Here is a 19,627-nt window from a genome sequence, read left to right as displayed (position 1 = left end):
AGTGTTTGTATTCTGTAAATCTAGTGAGAAAGTATCTTTAAAGGATTTTACTTGCTGTGGTTGTTTTAAATCTCTTACAAAAGTATTATGATTGTTGTAGCCTGTTGTTATCATTTTATTTCCTTCTTAGAATAAACTTCTTGCATTGTATTTCTAAATTCAGTGAGGATTCTTTTATCCTTTTGCACCTGTTCTATAGAATTACCACCTGCGTTGTTTTCATTCATTTTAAGGCTCTTATCGATTGTCTTAAAGAATTCATTCATTATCTCTTCTTTGCTTGTAGAATTAAAAAAAGGAAACTCTATACCTCGCTCAAATGCGCTAAAGGGAGTTCCTGTATAAAGTTCTGCTTGCTTTACTTTATGCAGGGTATGCGTGAAACATACCTCTTTTTGCGCATCAGAGCTAAGCGTTTGCCAATAATCACTTGCCACCCTTGCTTCTTCTGTTAGCCCTGCTTTATTAAGTTCCACTGCCCAAGGATTACCCCTAGGCTTATATAAAAACCAATCTCGTTTAGGATCTCGTATAAAGGCATCAGTTACCTCCCCATTCTCATTAAAAACAATTTCATTTCTTCTCAGTGCCTCTGCAACTTGTTCTTCTGTAACATTGTTGCGTTTAATTTTATTAGGATTAAACTTCTCATTGAAATGTTTTGTAATCCTTGCTATTTTTTCTGCTTCTGTTTCTTGTGGTTCTTTGTTTTCTGCTTGTTGAGGAGAGATAAGGTTTAAAATACTTAAACCCTCTTTGAGTGGGGTTTTAATCTTTTGTGTAGAATCATCTTCTAGCCAATTTGTAGATTCTTTAGTGTTTGTATTCTGTAAATCTAGCGAGAAAGTATCTTTAAAGGATTTTACTTGCTGTGGTTGTTTTAAATCTCTTACAAAAGTATTATGATTGTTGTAACCTGTTGTTATCATTTTATTTCCTTACTATTGAAATTGCCTTTACCCTTAATATTTAATAAGCAAAAGTTATTCCAAAAAAATAGAAAAAAATAAAAAATGAGGTGAACTACTGATTTTGATAAGCTAGAAACCTTTGTAGTAAGGATTCTGTGTCGATGTGAATTTGTTTAGCTATTTCATCAGCATTGCCGTGTGTAATAAAATCATCTTCAAATTCGAAGGAAATCGTTTGAATTTGAAGATGATTTGTCATTTGCCATTCCATCAATGCACTTGCAACACCGCCTACAACACTATTATCGCTAAAAACAAACCATTTTTTATATTTTTGTGCAAGATGAAGAAGTAAGTGAGAATCTAAAGGTTTAACAAAACGCAAATCAACCAAAGCAGGTAGTGGTTGATTATGTCTTGTTTCCAGCGCTTTGATAAGCTTGAATGCCCTGCCTACACCATTTCCATAACCAATAAAGGCAATCTCTTTTCCATCAAGTAATATTTCGCCCTTTCCCCACTCCGTTTGACTAAAAGTTAATTCATTATCTTGAATAATAAATTTTTTACGCGGATAGCGAAATGCAATCGGTCCTTGATCGAAGGTGTAAGAAAACTTAACCATATCTTTAAGTTGGGCATTGCAGTAGGGTGCTAGGAGTGTAAAATGTGGAATTAAACGCAAATAGCCAACATCAAAAAGCCCTTGATGTGTTTCTCCGTCTTCTCCCACAATTCCTCCCCTATCAATTGCAAATCGCACAGGCAATGAAGATATCCCAACATCATGCATTAAAGAATCAAAAGCACGTTGCAAGAATGTGGAGTAAATGGCAACAAATGGCTTAAGCCCCTCTTTAGCGGCAGCTGCCATTGAGGTAACAGCATGGGCTTCTGCAATGGCAACATCCCAAAAGCGGTTGGGAAATTCTTTGATGAGTGCGTCCATTCCAGTTCCGCTTGGCATAGCAGCCGTAACCCCGACAATTTTTTCATCTTTTCTTGCTAATTCTAGTAAGGTTTTAGAAAATACACTTGTTGGTGCTGGGGCATTAGTTATATTGACTGGAGTCAAGGCTTTTCCGCTACTTAGGTCAAAGGGTGAAACACCATGCCATGATTCAAAGTGTCCTTCAGCAATCTTATAGCCTTTTCCTTTAATGGTTTGTGCATGAATGACAATGGGTTTTCTAAGCCCCTTGGCGATATGTAATGCCTCAATAATTTCTTTTAAGTTATGTCCATCGATGGGTCCGATATATTCTAACCCCAATTCTTCAAAGAGTAGCCCTGGCGTGATGAGTTTAAGGGATTCTTCAAACCGCTTAGCCATATAAGTCGCACCTTCTGGTAGCTTTTTAAAGATGGGTTCTGCCTTTGCTTTAAGAGTTTGGAAGAATCCTCCCGCGATGGCTTGTGAAAGATATTTGCTGATTGCACCAATAGGTTCAGCGATACTCATTTCATTATCGTTTAAAATAATCACTAAAGGATATTTACGATCGCCTAATTCATTTAACGCCTCATAGCATAATCCAGCCGATAGTGAACCATCACCAATAAGAACAACAGGAATTCTGTTTTCTTGTTTGATGGCAATAGATTTAGCTGCACCCACACCCAAAGAAATGGAGGTGGAGCTATGACCGGCAATAAAATAATCGTGTTCACTTTCTTGCGGTTTAGTAAAGCCACTTAAACCGCCGGTTTGCCTTAAAGATTCAAACTCTTCCCAACGATTTGTTAATAACTTATGTGCATAAGCCTGGTGCGAGACATCAAAAATAAAAGGATCGTTAGGTGAATCAAAAACAAAGTGCATCGCGACAATGAGTTCCGTTGCACCAAGCGTTGAGCTAAGATGCCCCCCATTCTTAGAAACAACTTCCAAGATGCGTTTTCGGATTAAAGAGCAAAGTACTTCTAATTCTTCGATGCTTTTTTCTTTGATGTTGAGTTCACTTTTTTCCAAAATCATCCTTGATTGCCTTCTAGAATTGAACGTTTAAGATTTTCAAAGCGAGAATGGATTGTTCCATCTAAATTACCACTGTCGCTGACAACGACCACTCCGCCTTTTGTGATGGCTTTATCTGCCTGAAGTTTAATGCGACTATCTCCATCAAAACGTTTGAGTAAAATAGCATAATCTTCCGGATTGAGTTTGATAAGAATTTTTGTGGCTTCTTTTAGAGATTCTAGGAGTTTTTTAGAAAGAGAAAGTGCAATTTCACCGCTTTGTTCGCTCACTTCTCTTGCAATGACCTCCTTTGCGATATCAATTGCAATAAGGCTTAAGTCTTTTTCTATGCCATTAATATGCTCTTCCATTTTTAGAGATGTTTCACCAATGCCTGCGATAGAATCACCAAATTTTTCAATCACGGCATCAATTTCAGCTTGCATTTGTGCTCGTGCTTGCTCCTCACCTTCTTTAATGCCCTGCATTCTGGATTCTTCTTTTGCTTCTCTTAAAATCTTTTCCATCTCTTCTTGTTGTTTTTCAAGCTTTGCTTGGACAGAATCCAAAGATTTTGCAAGATCATCACTCCGTTCCAGTAAACGTTCAATTAGTTCTGCTTCAATACCGCTTATCACTTGTGGAGGTGGCATTTCCTGCGTCGTTTGTGCCGTTGGGGCTATACTTTCTTGTGTTACTTCCTGTGGAGTGTCCTGTTCTAACACAGGAAGTGAATCCAGTTTTGGTAGAGATTCTTCGCTTGGAACTTCAAGCGCCTTGAATTCATACCGCCTAATATCGTGCCGACTGCGTCTATCTGTTGCGATGACATTTTCTTGATGCTGTAAATTATTCAACCATATCCTCTTGTTCGCCAATTTGAATTACGCCCTGCTCTGCTAAAGCTTGAACGACTTCTACAACTTTCCTTTGTGAGCCTTCCACATCTTTAACGCGGACGGCACCTAAAAATTGCATTTCCTCTATAAACTGCTCTCCTGCCCTTTGAGACATATTGGAGATAAACTTTTGCTTTAATTCCTCTGGTGCAGATTTAAGCGCTAAAGTAAGCTCTTTTTTATCCACAGTTTTGAGAATTTCACGAATTGCCGCATTATCAAGCTTCTCAATATCTTCAAAGGTGAACATCATTTCCTTAATTTCATTAGCTAATTGCTCATCGATTTGTTCAATATAAGCAATCGTTGCCTTTGCAGCTTTTTGTCCCAAGCGGTTAAATACTTCAGCAACCGCCCTTGTTCCGCCCACTTCTACTTTATAGCTTGTGAGTGATTCTAGTTTGTTTTCTAGCACTGTTGAAACCCTTTTAACAACATTAGGTGAAATATCCCCCAAATTTGCCATACGAATAGCAATTTCCGCCCTCAAATCATCGGTAAAATAACTTAGGGTTTCTGCTGCATTTGTAGGATCCATATGGGCGAGAATTAATGCAATGGTTTGGGGGTGTTCATTAATAATGAAGTCTGCAAGTTGTTGTGGGCGAATTTTTGAAAGGTAAGAAAAATTCTGTGCAGATTGCATAGACTTTGCAAGCTTATCCAAAACCTTCTTTGCTTCTTCTGGACCAAGCACACGATAAAGAATCTCTCTTGCATACTCCAAGCCTCCTGCTGCAATGTACTGGTTGGATTGAAAAATGGCATAGAACTCTTCTAAAATCGCTGTTGCAATGGGTTTATCGATACCAGTATTTTGTGCAATGTATTTTGAAATTTCTGTGATAGTATCCAAATCAACCCGTGCAAGAATATCCCCTGCTAAATCATCACCGACCTGCAGAAGAAGTATGGCAATTTTCTCCGCCATACTCATTTCATCATATTGTGCTTGCTGACGAGGTGTTAACGCCATTCTGACTCCTTTTTACTTTTTCTCTGCTAATGCTTTGGCATCGTCAATGCCTAACTCATCATGTACAAGTGCCTGGAATACACTAGCGACATCTTCTGGTTTGTCCTGGATTAATGCCTTGAGTTTTTCAAGCAGAATATCGTATTTAACTTCATCTTCATTCAAGCCTGAACTAAGTCCAAGTTGATCCTCCACTCTTTTGCGCATTTCATTGAGTTTATTGCGACTATCTTCATCGTCCTCATCAAGTTTGATGAGAGATTCAATTTCATCGTCCTCATCTTCGTGAATTTCAAGCATACGTTCCATAAAGGGTGCAATAACTTTTTTGTAAAACACAAATAGAATGAATGCCACAACAAGGTACTTAAACAATGGCGTGAATGGTCCAAGCAGTTTTTGCATTCCTTCCATAAAACGTTCAAAGGCAGTTTTTGGAATGTATGCAGCAGTTGTTGCACTGAATTCAAAATTATCAACACTAACGGTATCGCCACGGTCGGGATTGAAGCCAATAGCATCGCGTACTTGTGCACGGATTCTTGTCATCGTGTCATCATCCAAAGCAGAATAACGCAAAACTTCATTGCCCACATCATCAATTTCGACATTATAGCGCCCATCAACAACAACAGCAGCTGTTAAACGTTTCAATGTTGCAAATTCACCCTTAATGCTTGCAACTTCTCTGTCTGTAACATAGTTTGTTGTGTTTTCAGAACGTTCATATTTTTCGCGAATATCTTGATTGTCCAACCCTTGCACAGGACCAATGTTGCTCACCGTACCCGGAACGCCTCCAATTTCTTTAGGCTTGTAACCTTCCCTTTTTTCTTCGATATTTTGTTCACTAAACACAAAACTATTGGGACCATAGCTTTCTTTTGTACTTTGTTTTTGGGAGAAGTCAAACTCCATTGTAACTTTTGCGACAACTTTATCTGGGCCACCTACGACAGCAGCAAGAATCGAGGTAATTTTTTCTTCTAAGGCGGTTTCGGCTGCCTTTTGGTGTGCACGTTGCATTGCAGACTGAGATTTTAAGGAGGTAAGGGCATCATCTTCACCGAGTGGATCACCATCTGAATTTGTGATTTTCACATTTTCGGGTGTGAGGCTTGTAACAGCTGCAGCCGTGAGATTCTTAATTCCCATAATCTGTGCGGGGGTTAATGCCATATTGGGTTGTAAGTGTAAAACAATAGAGGCAGTTGGTGGTGTAGATTGTTGTGTAAACACAGATTGTTTAGGTAGTGCAACTTTCACAATAGCTTTTTGCACAGGAGAAAGACTTTCGATTGTACGGCTTAATTCTCCCTCTGTTGCACGTAAGAACTTTACTTTTTGTTCTTCGTCAGTTACACCAAATTGTTGAACATCAAAAATTTCAAAACCGACCTTAGAAGTTTTTGGAATGCCATTTCCGGCAAGGATAATGCGTTGTTGCAAAACTTGTTCTGATGGAATAGCAATTGTATTTTCCTTAGGAATCTCATAAGGAATTTGGTTTTGTTGCAAATGTTGTAACACTAAAGCTGAATCTTGAGGAGATAGTCCCTCAAACAGCGTTGAATAACCTGCTAAAGTTTGCTGACTGCTTCGTCCATTGTAAATAAACAAAAAAGCAATCATCAAAATAACAGCCACGATTGTCCCAATAATCACAAGTCGTTGGCGAAAACTCTGTTTTTTATAAATTGCTTGAATTTGCCTAAATATTGCCTGAAAATCCATATTTATCCCTTAGTATTTAATCCTTACAAAAGAGCACTCATAAGCGATAAAGCCCTTTGATTCTGCTCTTTTGTGCCTATGGTGATTCTGACTGCATTTAGCCCATATGATGCTAAATTGCGGATAATGACGCCTTTTTCTAGCATTTTTTGTGCAAGAGTCGTCGAATCGCCCAACCCATCTAAGAAAAGAGTAATAAAATTCGCAAAAGAAGGAATATATCGAATTCCACGTTGCCGACAAAAATCTTCGTATTGCTTCATTTGTGTGAAGCAATCCTGCAATGAATATTTTATAAACTCTTCATCTTTTAATGCCTCTATGGCCGCCACCAAAGAAAGGGTTGTAATGTTGAATGGGGGACGTAATTTGTAAAGTGTTTGGATAATCTCTTGCTGTGCAATGCCATAACCTACACGCATTCCGCCCAAGCCATAAACTTTTGAGAATGTTCCTAAATACAATACATTTGGGAAATCCCTAATAAATTCAGCCACAGAAATTCGCATCTCTTCATCTTTAAATGTTGCATATTCTTGATATGCCCCATCAATGACAACAAGGCATTCTTTATTGATTTGTTTTAAGAATGTTTGAATGTCAGAAACTTTTAGCGATTCTCCTAATGGATTGTTGGGGACACACAAGAAAATGATAGAGGGTGAATGCTGCTTATATAATTCTGTAAATTCAGAAAGATTATGGGTGGAACTTTTTGTGCGGATAATCTTTGCTTCAGCAATTCTCCCATAAATTTCATACATAGCAAAAGTTACACCAGCCATTAAAATGCCATCATTCTTAGCACATTTCGCATGAATTGCAAATTCGATAATCTGATCGCTACCCGCACCAATGATAATCTGCGATGTATCCACTTTATGCTTTGCCCCCAAAGCCTCTTTGAGTTGATAAAATGAATCATCAGGATAAAGGTGCATTGAAGCAAGCTTTTGTGCTACACATTGCTGAACCTTTTTTGAACAGCCATGCGGATTCTCGTTGCTTGCAAGCTTGATGACCTCGTTTGCAGAAATGCCAAATTCCCTTACAACTAATTCTATTGGTTTCCCTGCCTCATAGGTTTGTAAGGATTGTAATGCTGCTTTAAATTTCATTCCCTTTTTGCACTCCATATATCTTTTAGAGTAAAACCTCTAAAATAAACCCTCAATTATAACAATAAACTTCTAAATTTTGCCCTAAATTTTCAAAACTATAATAGAGTTTTATCAAAATTGTTTCTAAAAATGACAAGAAAATATCACTAAAGAAATAGCTAGGCTCTTTAAAAAGTTATAATCCCATTTTTCCTCCGTTTAAAATATTGTTAGGGTCAAACGCTTTTTTAATTGCACGAAATAAATTCATCTCTGATTCATTGAATGCAAGGGGCATAAAAGGTGCTTTTGCAATACCTATGCCATGTTCTCCGCTTAGGGTGCCACCTAATTCAATTGCAACTTTGAAAATTTCCGTAATAGCTAAATGTCCCTTTTCTAATTCTTTTGGATCATTACCATCAACCATTACATTTGTGTGTACATTACCATCACCAGTATGCCCAAAACATGGCACAACAACACTGTATTTTTGGGCAATTTGCTCAATCCTTTCTAAAAGTTCTGGAAGCTTGCTACGTGGAACAGTGATATCTTCATTGAGTTTTTTGCTTCCATAAATTGTAATGCTTTGACTTGCATTTCGTCTTGCAAACCATAGGTCGGCAATTTCTGAATCAGTTGTCGCTTTTTTGAATTCTGTGCAACCATTTTCGTAAAATTTTTCTTGAATTTTGTTGATAGCATAGTCAATTTCTTCAGGTAAATTTCCATCAACATCTGTAATCAAAATTGCACCGGCATTCTTAGGTAGCCCTTTGTGGAAGCGTTCTTCTACAGCACGAATACTAAGATTGTCTAAAAATTCCATCGCAACAGGTGTAACCCCAGCAGACATCGTTTTATACACTGCATTCATGGCGGCTTGAATTGTGGGAAAAACGCCCATTGCACTTTGACGTAATTTAGGCTTACTCAATAGCTTTAGTGTAATTTCTGTGATGACAGCAAGTGTTCCTTCGCTTGCAATAAGAATTCCAGCAACATTATAGCCCGCAACATCTTTGATGGTTTTTTTACCTGCACGGATAATTTCTCCACTTGGTAAAACTGCACGCAATGCCATTACGAAATCTTTTGTAATGCCGTATTTAGCTGCCCGCATTCCGCCCGCATTTTCACTCACATTACCTCCAAGCGTGGAGTATTCTTCACTTGCAGGGTCGGGGGGATAAAAAAGCCCGACTTCTTCTACGGCTTGTTGGAATTTTTTATTCACAACTCCCGGTTGTACACGTGCTAACATATTTTCCATATCAATTTCAAGAATTTTGTTCATATGCTTTTCTAAGGCAAGAATGATGCCTCCATTGATAGGTAATGCACCACCGGTAAATCCGCTTCCCGCACCTCGTGGTGTAATAGTGATTCTGTGTGTGTTGCAATAAGCAAGAATTTGGCTTACATCTTGCTCATCGCGTGGAAATATGACGGCATCGGGTTCATAGCGGTTGCGTGTTGCATCGTAGGAATATGCAAGTTTGTGTGCGATATCATCATAACAGTTCTCCTCACCAACAATCGCTTTTAAGGCTTTGATATGTTGTTCGTTAATCATTATTCCTCCTTATTCTTGGTCGATGATGATATTAAAAATTGTGTTAAAAAATCCTCTTTCGTCATCTTTAATCGCACCCCTACCCAGATCCCTATAAAAGCGGTAGTAATCGTCCATCTCTAATTTTCCAAAACTAAACCAATTATTGTTTAATTCTCCAATGCGTGAAAAGAATGGGTGCACCTGCTGCGTTTCCGTACTCACTTCGCTTAAAGAATCTTGTTTAAGAAGTCCAAAGGTTTGACAATCCCTGATTTCACCGCTACCAACACCGACAATGTAAACGATCCCTACTCCATAACTATCACATAATGCACGAAAATCATTGCGTCTAGGGGCAGACTTCCCTTCTTTGACTAAATATGCTGCAAAAAGATCAGGGTGAATCCATTCAACCCCCGTGTAACGATTTGTAATTTTTGTGTATAAATCCTGATTAGGCGAGATAAGAATTGCACGATGGTTTAAGGAGCGAAAAACAATATTGTCGCCAATGCTTGGTTGAATTATAGGGCGTGGAAAAGAGGCGTGGTCTAGTGTTTTGAATCGCTCAAAGGCGATTTTAGCACGTCCGTCTTGAATGCCAACAACAGCGGTACGTGCTATAATTGCTGAATGTCTATTGTCAAGTTGGCGGACAACAAAGCCACTTTCGCCTACTTTCAAATCCATAGAGGGTGTGTAGAAAAATTCAGATTCTTCTCCTAATTCTAAAATAGGAATGGAAATACGATTCCCAAAGTCCTCTGCTTGTAGCCAGATAATAGCTAAAAAAAATCCAAAAATTATTTTTCGTATAATCATTGCGGGTATTTCCTTAAAAACCACAAAAAGGCAAATAGTAGCCCCGATGTTTTTGCATATTGAGAATCGAAAATGAATTGTTGTAATTCTTGAATGGGAATGCTGACAACTTCAATCATTTCATCATCAATGCCCCCGCCCTCATTCATCTTCATTGTGCCGTCAACCTCTGCATAGTAGAGATGTTGCTTTGTGGAGGCAAAGCCCACAGAAGAGTAAAAGAGAGCAACTTCTTCTAATGCATCTGGAGAAATAGCATAGCCACATTCCTCTAAAACTTCTTCACTTGCGATTTCTCTTAAGCTTTTTTGTTTATCGACAAGCCCGGCACATAGCTCATAAGTGTAAGGGATGTTTTCTTTTGCATAAACTGCAATACGCAACTGCTTGACGACAATTAAGGATTGTTGTGTCTTGTCAAAAATCAAAATTGCAACACTATCGTGAGCATCTAGAATATCCCAACTTTTTTGGCAACCTTTCTCAAGGTAATGCACCCTTTTAGTGCGAATATAAGGAGAGTTTGGGCATTCTTCAGTATGTAAAATTTTGATATTGTCGCTATTCACTTCTATAAATCCTTGTTAGTGTCGTGCTTGGCAAGATATTCAACTGCTTTTTCATAGAAGGGCAAGTTTTCTTGGGCAAGAACTTCTTGAATACGGGCTTTGTAGTCAACTGCCAATAGGTTAAACTCTTTAATTTCATTTTTGTTTAGTACCCTTTTTGCAACTTTTACGCTTTTAAGGGGATTAATTGCACGTCCATGTTTGTATAAACCTAAATGCAGGTGGGGACCTGTGCTTAATCCGCTGTTACCAACATAAGCGATGATTTTACCTTGTTTCACAAACTGCCCAGAGCGGATACCTTTTGCATAACCATTGAGGTGGGCATAAAGCGTTTTAAAGCCATCGGTATGGTTAATAATGACTGTGCGTCCGTAGCCACCTTTGTTTCCAACAAAAGTGATTTTTCCATCACCAGCAGCATGAACAGGCGTACCCTTTTTTGCCGCATAATCCACACCTAAATGTGGGCGTTTATAACCCAAAATAGGGTGTTTTCTTGCATTTGAAAAACGTGAAGAAATGCGCGTATAACGTACGGGATTAGTGAGTAGAAATCTTGCTAATTCTTCACCCTTCTCATTGTAATAGCGCCCATCTTTGTAAGCAAAGACATAGTAAGGTTTATTTCTTGTGTTAACAAAAGCAGCAACAATTTCAGGAGAACCATAAGGAGCACCTAAGCGATATTTGCGGTTATAAATAAGAGCAATTTTATCTTTAACTTGTAAATTATTAATATTGAAAGATTGTTTAAAGGCAATTGCAAATTCATTTGCTAATCGAGTATCATTGGTGGCTTTCGTAATTTCATGATAGGGGGAATTGCTCAATTCTAAGGCAATGGATTGTTGCTTTTGGAAGAATTGTACAGGAATAGTGCCAAAGTGGTAGCCATTTTCTGTGGAATCATCTTTAACAATATGGATTTGATTGTCTTCACCGATTGGAATCAATGCTTGCAAAAGTTGCCCATTTTTATCATCTTTAAGAATAAAGTACTTATTACCACTTATCACTTCCGTTGCCAACTCCTTATCTTCTGGAGAAAGGTTATAGTAGAGATTTTGAGGAATTTTGTGTTTATCTAAAAAATCAAGAAAAGTTACACCATTTCCCCAAATACCTTCTTGCACAACAGCAGCAAAACTATTTGCTGATAGTGCTATCATAAAACACATCATTAAGCCCAAGAATCTCATTTTGAAACCACCCCTTTTTGTTAGAATGAAGTTTGCCATTCTATCACAGAAAGGTATATGAATCTATAAATTATTAAAACTTTTTTATATAATAAAAATATACCAATGTGGAACATTAATTGCTGAAAACTAAAGCAGAAATTTAAATTTTTTGCTACAAGGCAAAAGGATGTGAGAAGCAAAATGAATGAGACAAAAACAACAAGAGAATGCTTTAATGCTTTAAAGAATCGGTTCCAGGAGGTTGAGTTTAGTATCGATGTGGCCATGCCTAATCGTAAAACGGATAATTTTGTGCTAAGTAAAGGGACATTGGAGCAAATGGCTAAAAATCCACAGGAGGCAGTGGAGTATGAAAGTCAAATCGCTCTAACGATAGCACTACAGAAAGCTTTTAGTGAAGCTTTCCGTGCAAATGGGCAGGAGAATCCGCGTCTAGTGCTTGTGCATTAAGAGTCAGTTGTCCTTGATTCCGCCACTCAATAGGGACATATCGGCAAAGGTGCTGATTTCCCCCACCTGCGTATGATCATTTCCTAGACTTAGGGTGGGGTTGTTGCTTTTTTCTTGATTTTCAATGGCAGGACTGAAGGCTTGTCGCCAGAAGTCTTGATTTACAAGTCCGACAACGGCTTTAACAGAATGTTCCATTCTTTGCCCCTTGCGTATTTCTTGTGCTATTTCTTGCTGTGCTATTTCGATACGCATAGCTAGATTTTCTCTTGCGACAGATTCTTTATCCTCTAAAGAAGGTAGAATGGATTTTATTGGTAGAGTTGAATCTTTTTGCTTGATTGCGTTAAGAATATCGTTAAAGCGATTAGACTGCGATGTAGGTTCTTGATGATTAAGAATGGTTAGTTGGCTTTGTATTTGATGAATCGACTGAATCATAATTAGTTCCTAAAATTTTTATTTTAAACATAGAAACATTTTTGCATATCAAAGTTAATGGAGGGTTAATTGTATACAAGCTACAATTTCGCTTTTTTAAGGAGGTGGAATGAAATGGTTACATATTCTTAAGTATGTTGTTGCTGGGGTTTGCATTGTGGGTGCTTTTGTTGGAGGAATTTTTTTTGAAATTCTTACAGACAAACTCAAAAAAGAATTGGAGCAGGAAAATTTAGAGTTTAGCCGTAATATCAGTGTGAATTCTATGATGATGGCAACACTTTTTACCTCAACTCCAACATTCAATGCTGCAAAACTTTTGAGCAGTAAGGCAGAATTAACAAGCGAAGATAAAGTTGCAGTCGGCGATTTATTTGCAAAAATTTTAGAACGTGTTTCTCGTGAGAAATTTTGTAGTGGCGGAAGTTATGAAGTGCGTCCTATTTATCGCTATGAAGAAGGTGCAAGGAATATAATTGGGCAGGAATTAGATTCACGATTGCAATGTAAAATTACCAAGGAGCAGCTTGAATCCTATAGTGCACTTTTGCATGATTTAGATCGTTTTGTTTCAGAAAGTGGATATGCAACGTTAAATATTCCTGCATTAGAACAAACTTTTAGCACAGAAGAAATGAATGAAAATGAAGATAAAATGTATGAGGAGCTTTTGTTGAAAGCTTCAAAGTATGCAGAATCTTATTCTAAAATCTTGAATCGTCAGTGCAGGGTTGTAACAATGCAGATTGGCAATGGGCATATTGTACCTCGTATGCTTGCAGCATCACCTATGGCTGATGGAGGTTCTTTGAGAATGGCAAAAAATACAACGCCTATTGTACAAGATAGGGAGTTTAGTTCTCAAGCGGTCGTGCAGTTTAGTTGTCGGTAAAAATGATTTTAATGTTACGAAGGTGGGCTTAAATACCCACCCCCTTTTATGTTATATCTAAGTAAGTAGTCTTTGTGCTCTTAGTAGTGCGTCATACTGGAACATTGAAGCATTGACCTGACTAAGGTTATCTCCAAAAATCATACTGTTTAAGATAGAAGCATGCGAACTAGGATTGCGATTCTTGCTAAAAATGAAATCAATTTGCATTGCTGTTAGCTCTTCGTTGCTAATTTCACCTTTCTGTAAGGCTGAAAATCGTTGCAAGAATGCATCTTCATTTCCCTGCAGTAAGCCCACATTCTCCTTGCCGAGTTTTTGCGTAATATCTTTGAGGATAGAAGTTAAGAATTCTTCGCTGAAACCCTCATTAAGATTAATTTTGTCTTCAGCGCTTGTTGGTTTATTGTTAAGGAATCGTAAGCGTTCGAGGTCGCCTTGACTTTGTTTGTATCTCGCAATTCCTTTTTCTTTACTTGCATTTGATGTTGTCTCTTCTTGTTGTTCTTCTTGTCGTTTTGCAAGGTCGACATGATGAATTCCACCTGTTGTGCCATCAACTCTTTCGTATGTTCCGCTTTTCTGCTGAACACCTAAAACCTCGCCAGACGCACTTTCAAAGATATGTTGATTTTTTTGTGCATCCAAGTAAATTGCACCAATTCCAACTTCGCCAAGCCCGATTAATTTACCTTTGCCGTCGGCACCAGGCTGCCAAATACGTAATTTTTCAAAAATGGGATCATTCTTGTCAATTTTCCCGTCATTGTTAGAGTCATGTTGTGCTAAATCTTTGAATCCATCGCCATTTTGTGTCCCAAATAGCTCTTTTCCGTCATTAATTACCCCATCTTCATTTTTATCTAATGCCAAAAATCCGCTATTTCCTGCTGGGCGAGAGATTTGGTCAAGCTCTCCATCAGCATCTAAATCAAATTGAAAATAGTCTGTGCTTAACTCTACTCCCTCACCACCCAAGTCGATAATTAATGGGTCAATAAGATTTAATGTAGAATTTCCACCTGGAGTACCTGAAAGGCTAGCGTTGATTTGTGTGGAGTTGAACATGAAGTTAAAGTTTGTGGTTATTGAATTGCCATTATTGGTTTGGCTCATGCTTGCACCAAACGAAATATTTGTGAAAGAGAAATCCATACCAGCAGTTGTGCCATCTGCACCATTAAAAAAGTTTTGTTGCATAAAGCTACTTGAGAAGCTAATTTCAGTTTTAAAGACATATTGCGACATATCCGCACCCTGAATGACTGAATCAAAAATCATTGAAAAGGAACTCCCGTTGCCCTTTTGAATGCTATCTGCAATATCAGAGGCTTGTTCTCTTGTTGTGCCAAGCATTTTTGCATATTCTATGAGAAAAACATCGCGAATGCTACTTACAACTTGTAAAGCCTTATCAATGATGGCTTCAGTTATTCTTTTGCTGTCTAGAATTTCGCCAAAGCTAGGCCCTTCTATGACGCCTGCTTGAATAGTATTTTGTTGAAATTGGGAGTTGCCACTACCATTTCCACCGCCTTGACCTTCTTGTTTATCACTTACGCCTGCAATAGGCTCTTGTAATGTTGCAACGCGATCATTGGTGTTAGTATTAGTGCTACTGTGTGGATTTTTGCCTTTAGAGGGGGTTCTTTCCTCTTCTGTAGCCTTGCCAGATTCGCCAAAAGCGAATGAACTCAATCGATTATATTGTTGAAAAGATGTCGTTAAACCATCCATGGTTCCTTCTCCGCATATTGATATCTTCTTCCCCTATTCCTTTCTGGGGGTTTACATCATCTATATCGGTTAAGTTATGAAAAACTTTAGTTCCTTTTGTTTAAAAAGTTTCGATAAGAATTAATTTAGCTCTTAAATCCAAAGATTATCCAGTAATCTAACACCCTCAATTTTAGCAACTAACAAAATGAGACTTTCATTTTTTTTGATTTCTTTGATATCGTTGAGCTGATGATCAACAATCGCTAGATAATCAACTTCTATTTGCCTCAAAGACTCCAAACCAATTTGTTTGAGGGATTCACAGCAATATTCTCCTCCCATAATTTTACGTCCTATTGTCTCTAGTGCAAGAGGAATTTGTAGGGCTTGTTCGTAACCTGCTTTGCTTAAATAACGATTTCTGGAACTGAGTGCTAACCCCTTTGAATCGCGAATGATAGGACACCCCACAATTTTTACAGGTAAAAATAGATTCCTTACCATTTGTTGAATGATGAGTAGCTGTTGTGCATCTTTTTTGCCAAAATATGCACGATTAGCTTGAGTAAGGTTCAAGAGTCGCAAAACAATTTCTAGTACACCATCAAAATGCCCTTTTCGTCTAGCACCCTCTAAGATGTTACCACTTTTGCTTGGTGCCAGAATCTTGATTGGATCATTATGATAAATTTCATCAGCATCTGGGGTAAATAAAATATCCACTCCTGCTTTTTGGCAGATATCTATATCTGTTTGCAATGTGCGTGGATAACGTTCAAAATCTTCACCCTTACCAAATTGCTTTGGATTCACAAAAATAGAAACAATGATTTTTTGATTTTCTTCCTTTGCTTTTTGGATTAAAGAAATATGCCCATTGTGCAAAGCCCCCATTGTTGGGACTAAACCGATACTTAGAGAATTGTCTTTTAAATGTGTGATATGTTGTCGTAATTCTTCTATCTTTTGGATAACTTGCATACCTTAAGCCTTAGTTGTGTAGAATTGAAGTGTGAATTATACAAAATTTTTCTTTTGGGAGTTAAATTTTAATGGATATTTATGAGTATGGCGAGTTGCTGAAAATACTTGAAATCAAGATTGAAAACATTAAGAGCATTATTCGCATTGATAAACTTCATACGCGTTTAGATGATATTGCTAAGCAAGAACAAGACCCAATATTTTGGGAGAATGCAAAGCAGGCGAGTGAATTACAAAAAGAAAAGCGGCATATTGAAAGAGTTTTAGATAAATATTACCAGAATGCAAATGCACTCAAAGATGCAAGGGAGCTTTTTGAAATTGCGACAAGTGAAGATGATGCAAGTATGTTAGATTCGCTATTTCAGGAATCTGTGGAGCTTGAAAAACAGCTCAAAGGCCTAGAGATTGAAGTCATGCTGAATGGTGAGTATGATAGTGCGAATGCAATTTTAACGATTCATCCGGGTGCTGGAGGAACAGAATCACAAGATTGGGCAAGTATGCTTTATCGCATGTATTTGCGTTATAGCGAACGCAAAGGGTTTAAGGTAGAATTATTGGATTATCAAGAGGGAGAGGAAGCAGGGATTAAAGATGTTTCTTTTTTGATTAAAGGGGATAACGCCTATGGTTATTTGAAAGTAGAAAGCGGAATTCATCGTTTAGTGAGGATTTCCCCTTTTGACGCAAATGGAAAGCGACATACTTCTTTTAGTTCTGTTGTGGTAAGTCCAGAAATTGATGATGATATTGAAATTGAAATTTTAGATAAAGATATTCGTATTGATACTTATCGTGCAAGTGGGGCGGGTGGGCAACATATTAATAAGACAGAATCTGCCGTGAGAATCACACATATTCCGACATGCATTGTCGTGCAATGTCAGAATGACCGTAGTCAACATAAAAATAAAGCTACTGCTTTTAAAATGTTAAAAAGTCGACTTTATGAATTGGAGATGCTGAAAAAAACTACACAAGGTGAGGTGGATATTAAGGGAGAAAATGGTTGGGGCTATCAGATTCGTAATTATGTGCTTTATCCTTATCAGCAAGTTAAAGATGTTCGCTCTAATCTTGCTTACAGTAACACAGAGGCGATTTTAGATGGCGATTTAGACGATATTTTGGAGGGTGTTTTAATTGCAAACGCACAAAGATAGATTCTTGTTGCTAAAATTTATTTTTTGAAATAGGCATAATAGAGAAAGCTTCCTATTCCAATGACTACTACCACATTTAAAAAAATAATGAGTCCAACATCAAGCATTTTGCCCCTTGTATGTAAAATCTAATTTTGTGTCTAATTAAAGTTAAAAGCCTGAATCCTGTGTTTTGGAGTGGGCTTGATATCTCTTTAACATTGTTACTTGTTCTTTAAAATCTGAGTCACATAATCGTGAAGTAGCTAACAAACCCCACAAAATGCGGGGTAGTAGACATTGATTCTACTCACTTGTCCTTTTTCTTTTTGCGTTTGCTATCTTGAGCGGTGTAGCCTTGCGAATAACGCGATGCAATGCTAGGATCTGCAAGCAAACAAACGCTAGATTGGTCTTTTCCTTCATAGTCAATGCGTGAGAGTAAATCTCTTGCTAAATTTAATCTTGCACGTTTTTTATCATTGGAGTCAACAATCACCCACGGAGCATAAGGTGTGTGTGTACGTGAGAACATTTTTTGGAAAGCTTCTGTGTAGTCATCCCATAAATCGAGTGATTTTGAGTCGATGGGGCTAAGTTTCCACATTCTAAGAGGGTCAGTTTCTCTTCGTTTGATGCGCATAAGTTGTTCATCTTGCCCAACATCAAGGAAGTATTTAAATAGTAAGAATCCGCTTCCTAGCAACATTTGTTCTAAATTTGGTGCTTGATAAATGAATTCTTTGTATTGGTCTACAGAGCAAAATCCCATCACACGTTCTACCCCTGCACGATTGTACCAGCTACGGTCATAGAAAACAATCTCACCACCATTTGGAAAACTACTAATGTAACGTTGGAAATACCATTGAGTCCGTTCCACATCGCTAGGTTTTTGCAACGCAACAACACGACAACCTCTAGGATTCATATGTTCTGTCAAGGCTTTGATTGTCCCACCCTTGCCAGCACCGTCGCGTCCTTCCATAATGATAATAATATTCTTATTTTGGTCTTTTGCCCAATTTTGAAGCTTAACAAGCTCAATCTGAAGTTTTCTGATTTCCTCCTCATAAAAATCCCTCTTCATGCGACCATCTTTCTTAAATGCTTTTTGTGGATTCGCTTCTTCTGGGCGAATTACAATTTGCTTTGCCATTCCTACTCCTTTTAAGAAATTTAAAAAACAGATTTGAGTATAGTATAAAAACAATTACACAATAATTAATTTTTCACTGAACATAGAATAAAAGGGAGTGAATGAAAAAGTTTTTTGCAACCATCGGTGATTCATTTTTTTACGATAACGCATTTTTTGATTACTATCATCGACAAGTGATTCAAAAGTATGGAAGAGTTTCTGCTGTATTTCGCATTTTAGAGAGTGAGAATTATTGTGAGATTATTCAAAGTATCCTTAAAATTTATGAAGACGGTATCGTAATTTGTTTTGAATCACACTTAGAAGCATTGAAGTCTTTGAGGTTGCAAAATCCCTTATTGTCTGTTTATGTACCCGGTTATTTTCAGCAACCTTATGTTTGTAGTAATGAAGTATGGCTTTATTCTTTGGGTTTTGAGAAAGATACGGCAATATTGTTTCTTTCACCGCTTGCACAATCTTTTGATGTTGAGCTAATTCCTGTAATAACGATAAGTAATGCATTTTTAATCAAGGGGCAGAATGAAGAATTTATGAAAGAAGTGAATGCATATTTTGGCAATCATTTTGTTTTTTGTCGTGGTGGGATTGAGGTTAAAGTTTCGGAGCTATTACTTGAAAAAAGAATGCGTATGGCAACGGCCGAAAGTTGCACAGGTGGACTAGTTGCAGCAAAAATTACTGCTTTGGCGGGTGCGTCTTGTGTATTTAATGGAACAATGGTTAGCTATCAAGATAATCTAAAGCAGTGCTGGTTAGGGGTTGATGAAGGCATTTTAAAAACATATTCAAGTGTGAGTGAATTCTGCGTTCAACAAATGGCAGAAGGGATTATACAAAAAGCAGGGGTAGAATTTGGAATTGCAACAAGCGGGGTGGCTGGACCTGGTGGAGGAAGTGCAACAAAGCCTGTGGGTTGTGTTTATATTGCTGTGGCACAAAGAGGTGCTTCAACGCAGGTAGAACGTCTGCAATTTCAAGGCGATAGAATTTATATCCAGCAACAAGCCACACATTACGCACTCTTAATGCTCCTTAAGGCTTTAATACAATTAGGATAGAATTCTAGCAAGCAGGTATCTTAAGGGATTTTATTG

General features: G+C 37.8%; 18 protein-coding genes. 4 read left to right on the top strand and 14 right to left on the bottom strand.

The features are described 5' to 3' along the window. Positions 1-110 precede the first annotated feature (110 nt). The 10 genes from CCZ01_RS06335 to CCZ01_RS06290 form a co-directional block, all read right to left on the bottom strand. Complete coding sequence (locus CCZ01_RS06335; protein WP_112052387.1) at positions 111-929, bottom strand: hypothetical protein; 819 nt, start codon at positions 927-929, stop codon at positions 111-113. A 94-nt stretch (positions 930-1,023) separates the two neighbouring features. Continuing rightward, the gene (gene dxs, locus CCZ01_RS06330) at positions 1,024-2,889 is read right to left on the bottom strand and encodes a 1-deoxy-D-xylulose-5-phosphate synthase (protein WP_112052386.1); all 1,866 of its coding nucleotides are present in this window, start codon (positions 2,887-2,889) and stop codon (positions 1,024-1,026) included. Continuing rightward, entirely contained in the window at positions 2,886-3,728 is an 843-nt protein-coding gene (fliH, locus tag CCZ01_RS06325; protein ID WP_181566345.1) for a flagellar assembly protein FliH, read from the bottom strand. The genes dxs and fliH overlap by 4 nt, the downstream gene beginning before the upstream one ends. Then, positions 3,721-4,746, bottom strand: coding sequence for a flagellar motor switch protein FliG (gene fliG, locus CCZ01_RS06320; protein WP_112052384.1), 1,026 nt, complete (start codon positions 4,744-4,746; stop codon positions 3,721-3,723). Before fliG ends, fliH begins: the two co-directional genes overlap by 8 nt. Before the next feature lie 12 nt (positions 4,747-4,758). Next, the gene (gene fliF / locus CCZ01_RS06315; protein WP_112052383.1) at positions 4,759-6,480 is read right to left on the bottom strand and encodes a flagellar basal-body MS-ring/collar protein FliF; all 1,722 of its coding nucleotides are present in this window, start codon (positions 6,478-6,480) and stop codon (positions 4,759-4,761) included. Between the two features lie 23 nt (positions 6,481-6,503). Continuing rightward, the gene (hisC, locus tag CCZ01_RS06310; RefSeq protein WP_112052382.1) at positions 6,504-7,598 is read right to left on the bottom strand and encodes a histidinol-phosphate transaminase; all 1,095 of its coding nucleotides are present in this window, start codon (positions 7,596-7,598) and stop codon (positions 6,504-6,506) included. A gap of 178 nt (positions 7,599-7,776) precedes the next feature. Further along, a complete protein-coding gene (gene glcD / locus CCZ01_RS06305; protein ID WP_181566344.1) occupies positions 7,777-9,159 on the bottom strand; it encodes a glycolate oxidase subunit GlcD in 1,383 nt (460 codons plus the stop codon). Between the two features lie 9 nt (positions 9,160-9,168). Further along, a complete protein-coding gene (locus CCZ01_RS06300; RefSeq protein ID WP_112052381.1) occupies positions 9,169-9,963 on the bottom strand; it encodes a plasminogen-binding N-terminal domain-containing protein in 795 nt (264 codons plus the stop codon). Then, complete coding sequence (locus tag CCZ01_RS06295) at positions 9,960-10,532, bottom strand: NUDIX domain-containing protein (protein WP_112052380.1); 573 nt, start codon at positions 10,530-10,532, stop codon at positions 9,960-9,962. The genes CCZ01_RS06300 and CCZ01_RS06295 overlap by 4 nt, the downstream gene beginning before the upstream one ends. Positions 10,533-10,534: 2 nt before the next feature. After that, the gene (locus tag CCZ01_RS06290; RefSeq protein ID WP_181566343.1) at positions 10,535-11,734 is read right to left on the bottom strand and encodes a peptidoglycan DD-metalloendopeptidase family protein; all 1,200 of its coding nucleotides are present in this window, start codon (positions 11,732-11,734) and stop codon (positions 10,535-10,537) included. Between the two features lie 183 nt (positions 11,735-11,917). Between CCZ01_RS06290 and CCZ01_RS06285 the strand changes: the two genes are divergently transcribed. Then, a complete protein-coding gene (locus CCZ01_RS06285) occupies positions 11,918-12,187 on the top strand; it encodes a hypothetical protein (RefSeq protein ID WP_112052378.1) in 270 nt (89 codons plus the stop codon). Between the two features lie 3 nt (positions 12,188-12,190). On the opposite strand, the gene CCZ01_RS06280 is transcribed toward CCZ01_RS06285, so the two are convergent. Beyond that, complete coding sequence (locus CCZ01_RS06280; protein ID WP_112052377.1) at positions 12,191-12,628, bottom strand: hypothetical protein; 438 nt, start codon at positions 12,626-12,628, stop codon at positions 12,191-12,193. A gap of 109 nt (positions 12,629-12,737) precedes the next feature. Here CCZ01_RS06280 and CCZ01_RS06275 point away from each other — a divergent pair, with 109 nt between their 5' ends. Further along, positions 12,738-13,520: an SIMPL domain-containing protein gene (locus CCZ01_RS06275; RefSeq protein ID WP_112052376.1), complete on the top strand. Its 783-nt coding sequence runs from the start codon at positions 12,738-12,740 to the stop codon at positions 13,518-13,520. Positions 13,521-13,577: 57 nt separating this feature from the next. Here CCZ01_RS06275 and CCZ01_RS06270 read toward each other — a convergent pair whose 3' ends face one another. After that, complete coding sequence (locus CCZ01_RS06270) at positions 13,578-15,257, bottom strand: hypothetical protein (RefSeq protein WP_112052375.1); 1,680 nt, start codon at positions 15,255-15,257, stop codon at positions 13,578-13,580. Between the two features lie 132 nt (positions 15,258-15,389). After that, a complete protein-coding gene (panC, locus tag CCZ01_RS06265; RefSeq protein ID WP_112052374.1) occupies positions 15,390-16,220 on the bottom strand; it encodes a pantoate--beta-alanine ligase in 831 nt (276 codons plus the stop codon). A 71-nt stretch (positions 16,221-16,291) separates the two neighbouring features. Between panC and prfB the strand changes: the two genes are divergently transcribed. After that, positions 16,292-17,389: a peptide chain release factor 2 gene (gene prfB / locus CCZ01_RS06260; protein ID WP_112052373.1), complete on the top strand. Its 1,098-nt coding sequence runs from the start codon at positions 16,292-16,294 to the stop codon at positions 17,387-17,389. Positions 17,390-17,678: 289 nt separating this feature from the next. On the opposite strand, the gene ppk2 is transcribed toward prfB, so the two are convergent. Beyond that, entirely contained in the window at positions 17,679-18,527 is an 849-nt protein-coding gene (gene ppk2, locus CCZ01_RS06255) for a polyphosphate kinase 2 (protein ID WP_112052372.1), read from the bottom strand. 101 nt (positions 18,528-18,628) lie between these two features. Between ppk2 and CCZ01_RS06250 the strand changes: the two genes are divergently transcribed. Beyond that, on the top strand, positions 18,629-19,591 hold the full coding sequence (locus CCZ01_RS06250; protein ID WP_112052371.1) for a CinA family protein: 963 nt from the start codon (positions 18,629-18,631) through the stop codon (positions 19,589-19,591). Positions 19,592-19,627 lie beyond the last annotated feature (36 nt).

Source organism: Helicobacter monodelphidis, from assembly GCF_003288845.1.
Classification (GTDB): Bacteria; Campylobacterota; Campylobacteria; order Campylobacterales; family Helicobacteraceae; genus NHYN01.
The sequence above is the reverse complement of the archived record's forward strand: the minus strand, read 5'-3'. Positions and strand labels throughout refer to the sequence as shown.

Bases quoted from the DNA above. Each gene is read 5' to 3' on its own strand.
- CCZ01_RS06285 (WP_112052378.1), top strand. From the start codon at position 11,918: ATGAATGAGACAAAAACAACAAGAGAATGCTTTAATGCTTTAAAGAAT.
- prfB (WP_112052373.1), top strand. From the start codon at position 16,292: ATGGATATTTATGAGTATGGCGAGTTGCTGAAAATACTTGAAATCAAG.
- CCZ01_RS06270 (WP_112052375.1), bottom strand. From the start codon at position 15,257: ATGGATGGTTTAACGACATCTTTTCAACAATATAATCGATTGAGTTCA.
- glcD (WP_181566344.1), bottom strand. From the start codon at position 9,159: ATGATTAACGAACAACATATCAAAGCCTTAAAAGCGATTGTTGGTGAG.
- CCZ01_RS06280 (WP_112052377.1), bottom strand. From the start codon at position 12,628: ATGATTCAGTCGATTCATCAAATACAAAGCCAACTAACCATTCTTAAT.
- CCZ01_RS06290 (WP_181566343.1), bottom strand. From the start codon at position 11,734: ATGAGATTCTTGGGCTTAATGATGTGTTTTATGATAGCACTATCAGCA.
- CCZ01_RS06275 (WP_112052376.1), top strand. From the start codon at position 12,738: ATGAAATGGTTACATATTCTTAAGTATGTTGTTGCTGGGGTTTGCATT.
- dxs (WP_112052386.1), bottom strand. From the start codon at position 2,889: ATGATTTTGGAAAAAAGTGAACTCAACATCAAAGAAAAAAGCATCGAA.
- ppk2 (WP_112052372.1), bottom strand. From the start codon at position 18,527: ATGGCAAAGCAAATTGTAATTCGCCCAGAAGAAGCGAATCCACAAAAA.
- hisC (WP_112052382.1), bottom strand. From the start codon at position 7,598: ATGAAATTTAAAGCAGCATTACAATCCTTACAAACCTATGAGGCAGGG.
- CCZ01_RS06300 (WP_112052381.1), bottom strand. From the start codon at position 9,963: ATGATTATACGAAAAATAATTTTTGGATTTTTTTTAGCTATTATCTGG.
- fliG (WP_112052384.1), bottom strand. From the start codon at position 4,746: ATGGCGTTAACACCTCGTCAGCAAGCACAATATGATGAAATGAGTATG.
- CCZ01_RS06250 (WP_112052371.1), top strand. From the start codon at position 18,629: ATGAAAAAGTTTTTTGCAACCATCGGTGATTCATTTTTTTACGATAAC.
- CCZ01_RS06335 (WP_112052387.1), bottom strand. From the start codon at position 929: ATGATAACAACAGGTTACAACAATCATAATACTTTTGTAAGAGATTTA.
- fliF (WP_112052383.1), bottom strand. From the start codon at position 6,480: ATGGATTTTCAGGCAATATTTAGGCAAATTCAAGCAATTTATAAAAAA.
- panC (WP_112052374.1), bottom strand. From the start codon at position 16,220: ATGCAAGTTATCCAAAAGATAGAAGAATTACGACAACATATCACACAT.